The organism is Lentimicrobiaceae bacterium, assembly GCA_028697555.1.
Lineage (GTDB): Bacteria > Bacteroidota > Bacteroidia > Bacteroidales > UBA4417 > UBA4417.
Genome location: JAQVEX010000034.1, coordinates 14,958 through 28,530, shown reverse-complemented (window position 1 = coordinate 28,530; position 13,573 = coordinate 14,958). Strand labels below are relative to the sequence as shown.

Annotated in this window: 8 protein-coding genes; 3 read left to right on the top strand and 5 right to left on the bottom strand. The window is 35.4% G+C overall.

Features of this window, described 5'->3' with window-relative positions:
* Positions 1-784 (bottom strand): (E)-4-hydroxy-3-methylbut-2-enyl-diphosphate synthase (gene ispG, locus PHP31_06675; GenBank protein MDD3738961.1); only part of this gene is annotated, 784 nt, incomplete at its 3' end.
* A 402-nt stretch (positions 785-1,186) separates the two neighbouring features.
* On the opposite strand from ispG, the gene PHP31_06670 reads away from it, so the two are divergent.
* Together PHP31_06670 and recO are read left to right on the top strand one after the other, a co-directional pair.
* Positions 1,187-3,538, top strand: a complete 2,352-nt coding sequence (locus tag PHP31_06670; protein ID MDD3738960.1) for a two-component regulator propeller domain-containing protein — start codon at positions 1,187-1,189, stop codon at positions 3,536-3,538.
* Between the two features lie 9 nt (positions 3,539-3,547).
* Entirely contained in the window at positions 3,548-4,273 is a 726-nt protein-coding gene (recO, locus tag PHP31_06665; GenBank protein MDD3738959.1) for a DNA repair protein RecO, read from the top strand.
* 158 nt (positions 4,274-4,431) lie between these two features.
* Here the strand turns inward: recO and PHP31_06660 are convergent, their stop codons facing one another.
* Positions 4,432-5,925: a hypothetical protein gene (locus tag PHP31_06660; protein ID MDD3738958.1), complete on the bottom strand. Its 1,494-nt coding sequence runs from the start codon at positions 5,923-5,925 to the stop codon at positions 4,432-4,434.
* Positions 5,926-6,008: 83 nt separating this feature from the next.
* Between PHP31_06660 and lysS the strand changes: the two genes are divergently transcribed.
* Positions 6,009-7,529, top strand: coding sequence for a lysine--tRNA ligase (lysS, locus tag PHP31_06655; protein ID MDD3738957.1), 1,521 nt, complete (start codon positions 6,009-6,011; stop codon positions 7,527-7,529).
* 100 nt (positions 7,530-7,629) lie between these two features.
* Here lysS and PHP31_06650 read toward each other — a convergent pair whose 3' ends face one another.
* The 3 genes from PHP31_06650 to PHP31_06640 all read right to left on the bottom strand — a co-directional run bounded on the left by PHP31_06650 (position 7,630) and on the right by PHP31_06640 (position 13,533).
* The gene (locus PHP31_06650; GenBank protein ID MDD3738956.1) at positions 7,630-9,093 is read right to left on the bottom strand and encodes a thrombospondin type 3 repeat-containing protein; all 1,464 of its coding nucleotides are present in this window, start codon (positions 9,091-9,093) and stop codon (positions 7,630-7,632) included.
* Between the two features lie 113 nt (positions 9,094-9,206).
* Positions 9,207-11,315, bottom strand: coding sequence for a C10 family peptidase (locus PHP31_06645; GenBank protein MDD3738955.1), 2,109 nt, complete (start codon positions 11,313-11,315; stop codon positions 9,207-9,209).
* Between the two features lie 85 nt (positions 11,316-11,400).
* Complete coding sequence (locus tag PHP31_06640; protein ID MDD3738954.1) at positions 11,401-13,533, bottom strand: C10 family peptidase; 2,133 nt, start codon at positions 13,531-13,533, stop codon at positions 11,401-11,403.
* Positions 13,534-13,573: the final 40 nt, after the last annotated feature.

The window sequence follows — 13,573 nt, the reverse complement described above, 5'->3', positions numbered from 1 at the left end:
ATACTCTGATAGTATCGCCAATATTTTTATCTAACAAATACCCTATTCCAACCGATGATTTCACAATAGCATCAACTCCGTCGCCTGCTTCGGTTACACCCAAATGCAAAGGATAATTAAACGACTTTTTATCAAAAGCTTCGACCAACTTTTCGTATGCCTCAATCATAATGTTTACATTACTTGCTTTGAGCGAAAAAATCAAATTATGAAATCCGTATTGATAAAACATATTAGCAAATTCGCTTGCACTCTGCACCATACCTGTCGAAGTGTTTCCGTATCTTTCTAAAATTCGTCTGCTCAATGAGCCATGATTAACTCCGACTCTGATAGCAGTCCCGTTTTGTTCGCACACCTTTATCAACGGCAAAATTTTATCGGAAATCATTTCCAATTCCAAATTGTACTCTTTATCAGTGTATTGTAGCTTGCTTGATGCTTTACCTGCGTAATTGCCAGGGTTTATTCTGACCTTATCGGCAACATAAGCGGCAGCTTCAGCAACTTTTGAACTAAAATGAACATCGGCTACTAAAGGTTGATTAAAGCCTTTACTTCTAAGTACTTTCTTTATCTCCGAAAAAGATTTTACTTCACGCAAACCTTGTGTTGTAATGCGTACAATTTCACATCCCGAATTGAATAAACTTTCGCACTGATTGACTGTTGCATCAATATCGTTGGTGTTGGTATTTGTCATCGACTGTATTACAATCGGATTATTGCCACCAATTATGCAATTACCTACGGTTACTTCTCTTGAATTATATATTATTGCCATTGAAAAATCTTTACTTTTTATACGTACTGCAAAGGTAAATATTCCAATTGTTTTGCAAAACAAATTAATGATATATTAAAAATTATTGTTGCTCGATAAATATCTTTTATTGCGAAGTTGCTTTTGCTATTGGCTTTTGGCTATTAGCCGTTAGCTGTTAGCTTAGGACTAAAAGCTAAGGGCTAAGGGCTAAAGGCTAAAGGCTAAAGGCAATGATTGAAAACAAACTGCTCAAAAAAACGGTTAATCTAATTGAAGAAAATAATTACCTTTGTAAAACTATGCTTAGCGTAAAATTGTTTTGAAAATTTGACATCGGAATATAATATTATTCGATTTACAGAGTTATCTAATTAATGATTTTAACGCATAAAGCTAGTAAACTTCTACAAATATTATTTTATGTACACGCAAATACTACGCACACTCAAACAGAAGAAACATGCCATAATGGCGTTTTTTTTAATATCAGCATTTTCATTTCAAATTAATTCTCAAACTGTTGACTATGGCTTATGGCGCGACCATTTCCCGTACAACAGCGTGAAATCTGTTTTGCAAAAAGATGCTCAAATATACGCTGCAACTCCGTACAGCATAATGATATACGACAATAACGACAATTCCATAAGGCGACTAAACAAAGTTATGGCTGGCGGACTTTCGGATATTAACATAAGCGATATAGCTCTTTGCAAACAGCTAAACAGTGTCGTAGTTGCATATAGCAACACCAACATCGATATAATAAAAAATGATAGAATTATCAATATATCGGACATTTACAGAAAAAGCATTTTAGGCAACAAGACAATAAATTCTATTTTCATAAAAGACAAAAATGCGTATTTGGCTTGCGGATTTGGTATTGTAGTTCTCGACATTGAACGTGAAGAAATTAGAGATACCTATTATATCGGTTCCGAAGGTTCGCAAATTAATGTTTACGATATAGATTTTTCGGATATTGAAAATAAGTTTTATGCTGCCACCGAAGCGGGTTTACTCACTGCAGATGCAAGTTCCAACTTGGCATATTTCAACAATTGGAAAGCTGATTTAAGTCTTAATGAACCCAACGCAGAATACAATTTTGTTGCTATAATCGACAATAGCATTATTGCAAATATTGTCAAACCGCAATGGGCTGACGATACAATTTTTATCAAACAAAATAATTCGTGGAAAGTTTTGGATTTCAGCAATTTAGAACCTAAAAGATCTTTCAAAGTCTGCAATAATAAGTTTGTTGTTTCAAGTTATTCCAGAATTAATATATACTCGAGTTCCGGTCAAATATTGGAAACAATAAGAAATTACAATCCTGGAATTATTGCTCCAAATGATGCTATAATAGACAGCGACGGCAATATTTGGGTAGCTGACGACAATACAGGTTTGAGAAAAATTAGAGAAAACAACGAAGCCGAAAAATTTATTTTTAACGGACCTAATTCACCAAAATCGGTGGCTATTGATTATAGAAACGGTAGCTTATGCGTTGTTGCAGGCGGTAAAGACGGTTCTTTCGGAAATATTTGGAATCAGGCAGAATTGTTTCAATACACCGACAGAAAGTGGAGCTCGTACTCTAAAAAAGATTTTCCGCAATTAGATTCCATTCGCGATTTTGTTTCTGTTGCTATTAATCCTTCGGATAAAAATCATATTTATGCCGGTTCTTGGGGATATGGTTTGTTTGAATTTAAAGACGGACAACTTATTGATATACACAATAATAACAACAGCACCTTGCAGTTTATGTCGGGTTCAAATTATATTAGAATCGGAGGTTTAAAATTCGACGATAATAATAATTTGTGGGTTACAAATTCCGGAGCAGGTAATTTGCTTTCGGCTAGAAAGCCTAACGGACAATGGATTTCGTATAATTTGGGCGAAGCCGGCTCGGGATACGAAATAGCTGGCATTGCTATTGATCACGCAGGCAACAAGTGGATACAAATGAGAGATAATAATTTGCTTGTTTTTAGCGATAACAACACTCTTGAAAACAAATCGGACGATAGAGGCAAAAGACTTACTAACGCTGTTGGAAACGGAGCTTTGCCAAGTGCTCATATCAATTGCATTGAAATTGACAAAACGGGGCAACTTTGGTTGGGAACCGACGAGGGTGTTTATGTTATATACTCTCCGGGGTCGGTTTTTATAGGTGGTAATTATGATGCTCAAAATATAAAAGTTGAACGCGACGGAGCCATATATAACTTGTTAGAAACTGAAATTGTATCGGCAATTGCGGTCAACGGAAACAACGAAAAATGGTTTGGCACTAATAATTCCGGAGCATTTTTGATGTCGGAAGACGGGACGGAAGAAATTTTGCATTTCACTGCCGAAAACTCTCCACTTATATCAAATCAAATTATGGATATAAAAATTTCGAATACCGGAGAAGTGTTTTTTGCAACAGCTCTTGGCATTATTTCATATCAAGATTATAAGGTAGAACCGTTATCTCATTTAGATTCGCTGTACATATATCCAAATCCAGTAAGACCAAACTACAACGGTCCCATTATGATTAATAATTTAGTGGGTTCATCTCATATCAAAATTACAGACGCTAACGATAATCTTGTTTGGGAAACCGAAAACAATGGCGGACAAGCTCTTTGGTACGGTACAGATGTTAGAGGCAGAAAGGTTAATTCCGGCGTTTACTACATTTACGTAAACAGCCATTCGCTAGCTCACAGAAAAGCAGGCAAGGTTTTGATAATCAGATAGGTAAATATTATGTTAGTTTCTTCTGATGGAATTGTTATCAACTATTTCGATTATTCCGAAACTAGTATTATTTGCAAAATATTTACTTCCGAATTTGGACTAAAATCCTATATCGCCAAAGGCGTAAGAAAGCAAAAATCGAAATTTAAAAGAAACTTGTTTGCTCCGTTAAACTTGGTCAGTATTATTGCGTATCATAAACAATCGGACGGACTTCTTTACATAAGAGATATAAATCAGTTGCAATATTGTAATGAAATTGCCACCAATATCAATAAAATAGGTGTTTCTGTTTACATGTGCGAACTGCTATCGAAGACTTTGCAACCTAATTTGGAAGATAAAGACTTATTTGAGTTCATAAAAACACAAATTTTATTTTTAGATAATAAAGATGCCGTTATTGGCAACTATCCCCTGTTTTTTGCAGCAAAACTGACCCAATATTTGGGCTGTTTTCCACTTATCAACTCTTATTCGGAAAACACATACTTTAATCTCTTAGATGGCAGATTTAGCACGCAAAAGCCTAACCACATGCACTACACCGACACACATTTATCGAAATTATTGTACCAATTGTTTTACTCGGCATCAAATAATCAGGCTTTGACAGAAAAACTAAACAGTGACGACAAAAAGCGTTTGTTTGAAGCAATTCACGACTATTACAAAATTCATATTCCGAATTTTGGAGAAGTTAAGTCGTATAAAATTTTATCTGCTACTCAGTAAAGTGTATTTATATAGCCTTTAGCCATTAGCCGTTGGCTATTAGCAATTATCAATTAACAATTAATAATTGCACATTGCTCATTGCACATTGCTCATTGCCAAGAGCCAACAGCCAACAGCCAACAGCCAATAGCCAAAAGCTAAGAGCCAATTCATGTTTATCGCACAGTAATGATTTTATATAGGTAAAATTCATCGTTTTTCCACACCAAACTACATCGATTTCCCATAGCCTGAATCCACTTACTTATATACGGATTACTTAGATTTTCATTGACCAAAACATAATCGACTGAGTTGTTGTAATAATAATTAAAGATTTCAATCCCCGATTTTTCTCTCGGTTCCACAATATATTTGGGTTCGGAATACAGAGCCATAGCCCTTGGCTTGGCAAAACTAATGAGCGAATTTTTATCTATATTGTTGTTAGCATAATCGTAAAACTCGGTTGCTGTTTCACTTTGCGTTCCATATGGCACAGTTCCGTACTGAGAACACAAATCCTTAACGCCCGGAATATATATTAAAATAAATAAAATTAATATCGAGGTTTTTAAAGGGACAATTGCTTTTCTATTACTTACCTTGCTCGATATTAGATGTTTAAAGCCTACTACAGCATAAAATACAATTAAAAAGTATATGGGAAACATAAAACGAAACGCCGAATCGGCATCGTGATACAACAATATTGAAGCAAAATAGGCGATGAAAAATATTTCATCTATGCGTATTTTCGATATAACAGTTCTAACAAAACCAATAAAAGCAAACACAAACAATGCAGATGATATTGCTAAGGCAATACCTTTAAAAGCTCCGGAATTTGCTGTAAAGCTATCGAAAAACACGAGCAAATATTTGTGCAAGTTATGCGAAATAGTTTCAAAAATATTATTTGTGAAAAAGTAAGTAGAATACTGACTGATATTGCTGTCGTGTATGGAAAAAACAAATCTGTGTACGATAAAGTAAACAAGAATCGGAATTACAGCGTAAAACGCTACGCAAACAATCAAATCTTTGACTTTAATTTGTTTTTTAAGCCACAAAACACCGTAATATACCAACAATGACCCAACTAATACAATTCCCAAACTTCTGATTAAAAACAAAAACGAAATCAGTAATACCCTGACAACAACGTCGATTGTTCGTGTTTTACTCTTTTTGTTGAAGTGCAACAGTAAGGTAAGTATCAATATAGCAAATGGAATTTCGGTCAAAACTTGCTGCTTTATCTGAAGCATTGAAATATTGTACAGCAAGACAACTAACAATATTAATGTTGTATAATTTGAAAAATGTTTTTTGTAGTACACTGCCACTAATAAAGCCATAGCACAATACAGCAGCGAAATAAACCCAAGTAAAACATTAATATTATTACCAAAAAAGTAAACTATAGGCGATAATAGTATTGGAAAACCAACAGGATAAAATTTAGGTCCAATGAAATATTTTTCGTTAAACACATAATTAGTGTTATAAAGGCTTTCGCCGGATGCAATACTTAGCGCTTGTTTAATGTACAAGGCAAAATCATCGCCCCAATCGTGTCCCGACTGCAAACCGATAAAAAAAAGCGGTACAACAATCAAAGCTACCGATATATAAAAAAGGTATTTTATGTTCGTTTCTGATTTCATATTTTACAAAAATAAACATTTATCTAAATGGATTATTTATGTATGAAAACTAAAAAATGTATCTTTGCAAAAAAACAATTCATATGGCAATAGAACTTAACGAACAAGAAAAAATCCGTAGAGAATCTCTAGTCGAACTCAGAAATTTAGGCATAAATCCTTATCCTTCTGCCGAATATCCTGTAAATACCAATACAGCCGAAATACATAATAATTTCGAGAAAAATCCCGAACAATTTAAAGAAGTGTGTATTGCAGGCAGAATTATGACACGAAGAATAATGGGAGCTGCATCTTTTGTTGATATACAGGATAGTCACGGCAGAATTCAGCTTTATATTAAAAGAGACGAAATCTGTAAAACCGAAGATAAAACCTTGTACAATACTGTTTTCAAAAAACTGTTAGATATCGGCGATATTATCGGTGTTACGGGTTATGCTTTTATTACCAAAATGGGCGAACTTTCAATTCATGTTGATTCGTTGACCTTGCTTTGTAAGTCATTAAAAGTATTGCCAATAGTAAAAGAAACCGATTCGGAAGTTTTTGACGCTTTTAAAGACCCAGAAGTAAGATACCGTCAGAGATACGTCGATTTAATTGTAAATCCTGAAATTAAAGAAGTTTTTATTCAGCGTTCAAAGTTGGTTCAATCTATGAGAAACTTTTTGTTGGATAAAGGATATTTAGAAGTTGAAACTCCTATACTTCAACCTTTGTATGGCGGTGCGTCAGCCCGACCGTTTAAGACTTATCATAACACATTGGATATGACGCTGTATCTAAGAATTGCCAACGAACTTTATTTAAAAAGGCTGATAGTTGGTGGATTTGACGGTGTGTTTGAATTTTCAAAAGATTTCAGAAATGAAGGAATGAGCAGATTTCATAATCCGGAATTTACCCAAATGGAGCTGTACGTGGCTTACAAAGATTACCATTGGATGATGAATCTTGTTGAAGAAATGGTCGAATATATTACTCTTGAATTGCACGGTACAACTAAAATAATGTACGGCGATAGAGAAATTGACTTCAAAAGACCTTGGAAACGCTATACCATGTACGAAGCTATAAAAAAATACACCGATATAGATATTTCGGATATGGACGAAAAAGCCTTGCTTGACGTTTGTAAAAAATTAAATATAAAAACCGACCCTTCAATGGGAAGAGGTAAACTTATAGACGAAATTTTTGGCGAAACAGTTGAAGGTAACCTTATACAACCAACTTTCATCACCGATTACCCGATTGAAATGTCGCCGTTGGCGAAAAAACATGAAGATAATCCTAATTTGGTTGAAAGATTTGAAGCTATTTGCAACGGGAAAGAATTATGCAACGCTTTTAGTGAACTCAACGACCCTATAGACCAGAGACAAAGATTTGAACATCAGCTTGAACTTGCCAAACGTGGCGATGAAGAATCAATGGTTCTTGACGAAGACTTTTTGAGAGCTCTTGAATACGGAATGCCACCTACAGCTGGATTAGGAATTGGCATCGACCGCTTAGCTATGACTTTGACAAATCAGCAGTCTATTCAAGATGTATTGTTCTTCCCTCAAATGAGACCCGAAAAGAAACAATCTCACTAATTTAAAGTTTTCGCAACTACAAATTAAGGCGATAAAAATTATAAACAAAAAAAGGGTGCGAATTACCGCACCCTTTTTTAATACTGTTTTTAATTTAAAACTATAAAACTGATTTAATTTCAACTCTACGGTTTTTAGCCCAGCCATCAGGTCCATCGTTTGGAGCAGCTGGTTGAGTTACACCGTGGAATGATTTAACTAATCTTTGTTTGTCAATTCCTTTTTTAGCTAAGTAGTTGATAACATAATCAGCACGTTTTTCCGAAAGTCTTATGTTGTAATTTTCATCACCTCTTGAGTCAGCGTGACCGGCAACAGAAACTTTAACATCGCTGTATTGTTTCATTAGGTCGGCAACTTCGTTCAAGTCTTTAGTGTATTTCGACATAACTACGCTACTTGCGGTGTTGAAATAAACTACTTTGAATATTTCTACACTTGGTTTAGGTTCTTCAACTACTTCGGGGCAACCTCTGTTTGCTGCAGTACCGGCAACTGTTGGGCAGTCATCGTCTTTATCAGGAATACCGTCGCCGTCAGTGTCGGGGCAACCTTTAGTTGATTTAGGTCCTCTTAGGTCTGGACATTCGTCTAGATGATCTGGAATACCGTCACCATCGGTATCGGGACATCCGTTAAATTCAGCTAAACCAAATTCGTTTGGACATTCGTCTTTGTGATCTGGAATACCGTCACCGTCTGAATCGGGACAACCGTTAAATTCAGGTAAGCCAGCTTCGTTTGGACATTCGTCTTTGTTATCTGGAATTCCATCACCATCGGTATCAGGACATCCTTTAAATTCAAGTTTGCCTGGTTGGTTTGGACATTCGTCATCTTTGTCAGCTATGCCGTCTCCGTCAGAATCGGGACATCCGCCTAATTCTTTTGGACCTGGCTCATCTGGACATAAGTCTAATTTGTCGGGTACTCCGTCTCCGTCAGAATCTTTTCCTCCGAAACGTAACTTAAGACCTGCATTAAAACGCATATAATCGTTTCTGAATTCGCTGTCTAATGTAGGAGTTACCATGTAGTCGTAAGCGCCTTGGATATTAAGTCCTAATGCTCTTGTCAACCAGAAATTAATACCAAGTCCTCCGTTGGCTTTAAAATATGTTGATTTGTCGGTTCCTTCAAACTTAACATTGGTAGCGCCTGCTCCAATAAATACATAAGGATCGAACCACGATGTTTCTTTCATTATGTACCCGTTTGCTAGTTTGTAGGCTAAGTTCAAGTCTGCAGTCCATATGTTGTTATCTTTCACAGGATTGTAGTCTTTCATTCTTTCATACTCTAACTGGCTGAAACCAAATTGTCCGAACAAATTGAATGAAGGATTCAATGCTCTTCCAACGTAAATTGACGATGGGAATTTATATCCCTGCCAACGTGCGTTTGTCATAGCATCAGAGAAAGTTCTATGAACTACGTTGTAGTCTTGCCATTGCCAATTAATTCCAATAGCCCAAGGTTTGATAGTATTTTGAGCTTCTGTTTTGAATGGTTTAGCAAATAATACTACAAATAGTACTAATGCAATTGTTGTAATTTTTTTCATGCGAATTTTAATTTAAAATTGTTAATTATTGTTTTTTAATATAGTTTTATCGTATTTTATGCAAAGATAAATATCTTATTTTACATTTTTATTATTTTATCATTTTATTTTTTTTATTTTGCTATAATAAACGGATATTTTTTAACATTTGATTGCTCATCAATAATAATCAAAAAATATGCCATCTGTTTCAATGATGAAGTATTTATAGTTATTTTATTTTCTCCTTCGCTTGATATTATTACATCAGAGATGTATGTCCTTCCATTTATATCGATAATGCTGTAATTGTATTTTTTAGCTGACGGTGAGTAAAATTCAAAGTTAATAATATCTTTTGCAGGATTTGGATATAATTTTACCAATTTGAGACTTTTTTCTTTTTCAGCGGAATGTTCCGACACATAATAATATCCGCTCCATCCTTCTCCTGTAATAGAATCGTTTGTGGTAAACATTATCATCATTTTTGCTCCCGACAATGAAATAACATCCGGAATTTCCGTACCGGTGAAGGTTCCTACCGCTTGCTGACTGCTTAAGTCAACAATTTTTACACAGTCGTTACTGTCGGGCAAATTAAACGAAGTGAATTTAAAATACAATTTTTTGTCGGTAGAAACATTTACAGTCCACCTACAAGATGTATTATTCAAATAATTTTTATCACCGCTACCGTCTGATATTTCGCCATAGGGCTGTGTTAGAGTTGTTATGCCACAATATTTTGGCAATTCAATATTGTAATCGAACATAAAACCATTGGCTGTGCCGACATCATTTGTCTTAAAAACAACCTTAACATCATCGGAATACACTCTAAATCCTGCTGGCGGGTGGTTGTCGGAATGGTATTTATACACTATTTCGTTGGTTTTGTTGTTTAGGAAATATAGAGTATCTCCTTCGCCCAAATCGAACCTAAAAGTAGTAAAGTTAATAGCAGTAATTGAATCGTATTTGGCATCAATGAGTTTAATATTCCATGTTCGTTGAATATTGTTTTCGTACTTATACCATCCGCTACCGTCTTCCAAAGAGCCTCGTATATTGTTCAGTGTAACACTGCTTTGAACATCAAACGGATATGCATAATTAACCGTATCGGGGAAATAGTTTACAATTTCCTGCGAATAGTTAAAGTTGTACCCTCCGGGAGCCAAATTGTCAGTATAAAAATAACCATCATGATGACCTCCCCAACCCCAATTAAAATGATAATAGTTTCCATCTTGATATCCGTCGCAAACAAAAGCGTGTCCGTCAGCATTAGGTGATTGCCAACCTGCATAATAAAAAGGTATTCTGTTATTCAAATTGGTTATTACTAAGCTATCCCAATCTACATCAGCAGAATCGCGAAAGTAGTATCTTGTACCTTCGAGAGCCTTAAAATACGAATTGAATGCAAAAGCAGTTTTATGATTCCACATGCCGCTGGCTTGAGGACCGTAATCCATGTCAACGGCAACACCTTGATGAAAATTTAGTTTTGCAAGTTCCGTACTTGGTCCTGTTGGAGAGCTTTGAATTTCGTACCAATTGTATGTTGTATTGCCAAAATCGGCTTCTATAGTTCCGTATCTAGGATGAACGTAGCTATAACTACCCTCACCAGTTTCGGGAAATCGGAAGTAATGCAATACTTGAGCCATTGCTGTTGCTACACAACCAACAACGCACCTATTACCAAAACCATTTGCATCGATAGGACACATTCCATTGTAAGGAGTTAGCTGGTTCCACTTTGTTGTAAGTAATGGTTCTACACTTTCAACCGTAGAATTGGGCATTCTGCAAGAATTGCTATAATAATCCCATTCTAAAACATCTGATTTAATTTGGTTGTAATTATTATCTTCAATTAGTTTAACCTGAGTCCTATATCTGTCAATCCAATCGTTGAATGGAGCGTTGTTTTGCACTTCTTCCGAATAATTATCGTAGTACGAATACCCTAATATTGGTTTGGTTTTATCTGATGAACTTATGATAGCCCAACCTTCAGGATTGAACTTAACAAGGTATAAACCATCGATATATTCTATTTCCTTAATAGAAACGTTGCTGTATTTATTATTCAAATAAGTATCTACTCTACCTTTATAAAAATTTAGAGCGACTGTTTTAATCTTATCAATACCAACTGTTTCTGATTTAAGATATATCGAACTAATTATTAATAAAACAAGAGCAAAGTATTTAATTAGCTTATTGTTCATAACAGGAGTACTTTTATTTTGATGCAATATATTAAAAAACAAAAAAGGTTGTCGTTCGACAACCTTTTTCGCTGTATATGGTTAACTATTTTACTATTAACTTTTCAGTAACTTTTTGGTTGTTGCCAGATATTGTAACAAAGTACATTCCTGAACTTAGTCTGCTAACATCAATGATTTGGTCTATATCGCCAAAGGCATTGTAAATTTGGTTAGTGATAAGTTCTTTACCTGACAAGTCGCTAATAGTAACTTTCAAATCTTGATTTCTATCGGAAAATGCTTTGATAGTAACATAATTAGTAGCTGGGTTAGGAGAAATAGTAAGACTTCTTAATCCTTCTACATCACCTACTCCAACGTTTCCTGTTGTCCAATATGCTTTAAAACCTGCTGCCGTATTTAATATATCTGAACGGAAGTTAACAAAGAAAGCTCCGTCGGGAATTGTAATAGGTTCAGGAATTTCGTTTCCAGTTAGTTCAGCAATAGGTGTATTACTTCCAAATTTGTATACGGTGAGAAAATCTTTACCTTCTTCCAAATCAAATTCTGTAAAGGTAAGTGTAAGGTCTTTTGCAAAAGGAGGTGCAATTCTGAAGTTACAGTTAGAGTTGTTGTGATAGTTGTAGTCTCCACTTCCGTCGGTTAATTCGCCGGAAGCTTCTCTATACACTTTTGTTCCCATACAGAATTTTCCTCTAAGAGTTGAATAGTGTATTTCCCAGCCTCTTGCATTGTCGGCTCCATCAGTTACAAACTTAACAAATACTTTATCGCCGGTTGAAACAATATCTTCGGGCAAATCGCTACCTGTTAGTTCAGCCAATAAAGGACTATTTTCATCCGGACCATCATAAATGTATAGTTTATCTGATGGGTGTACTTCAAAGCGTGAGAAAGTTAATCTTATAGAATTAACTGTATCATTAGGATTAATTAACCATGTACATGATAAATTTTCGGAATAATTTCCAAGAGGGCTACTTCCATCTTCGAAATTACCTTGAATGAAGTTAAGTTCTTTTGCCGAACAACCATATGGGTAGCTATCGGTTTTAGGCACAAAATTGATTAATATTGCTTGATTAGTATTATAGCCGTCAACGTCGTTAATTGAGTAGTAACCATTGCCGTAGCCACTCCAACCGAAGTCAAAATAGTACATTTTTCCTGTACCTGTAACTTGATATCCGGTGCACAAAAATGCGTGAGCTGAGTGAACACCACCACTTGTATTTACACCTGTAAAATAAAGCGGACGAAATTTATCTAACTCGTTGGTCATATAGTTTTCCCAAGCAGTTTGAGATAAACCTGCACGCTCTCTTAGCATCACAGAATTATCATATTTAAAATAGTTGCGTAGAGCAATTGGTACGTGATAATTGTAAGCTCCCGAACCATCGCCGCCATAACCCATATTAACAGAAACTCCTGCGTGTCTGTGAATTTCAGCTATAGCTAATATAGCATCATCACTGTATGTAGATAAAGATTTTATCATTTCGTCCCAACGGTATTCGGTTTCTCCAAAATTGGCAGATTGTACACCATAGCCCGGAGCATAGTACGAATGCGAACCTTGACCTACCAACGGATATTTATAATATGCCATAATAGTTGCCATTGATTGAGCTACACAGCCAGAATAAGTGTAACCTCCCGAACCTCCGCTGTTAGCCGGAGGACAAAGTATATTATATGGGAAATCTTGATTCCAACGGAAATATACTAATGGTTCTAAATCGGTGGTGGCTCTGCTATTTTTGATGACATCGCCAAACTTATAACTGCTCCACAAGTTTTCAACTTCTGCTGGTGCGATTGAATTGTTTGCTCTAACAAAGTTTACGTTATCAATATAGGTGCCGATATAGCTATCAAACACTTGATTTGTACCTTTTTCAGGATATGTTCCTTCATAAGCATATCCTAATATGGGCGTAAGAACATCGTCAGCCGATACGATAATGTATCCCAAATTGTTGTTGGTAAAAACGTAGAAAGCAGGGTGATTATTTCCATCGTATTCTGTTTTAACATATTGGATGTAAACCGAATTAATCGACCAATCAACCTGATTGTTGATAATTCTTTCTTTGATGTAATTTTCTGCCACAACTTTCGCTGTTTCTTGCGGCACAAATTTGGCTTCAGCTTGTACAAACATAAGTACAAACAAAATCAAAAGGCTGCTTGTAATAAGTTTTTTCATAGTTAGTTTATTTATTTTATTGATGTTTATTATTTTTAAC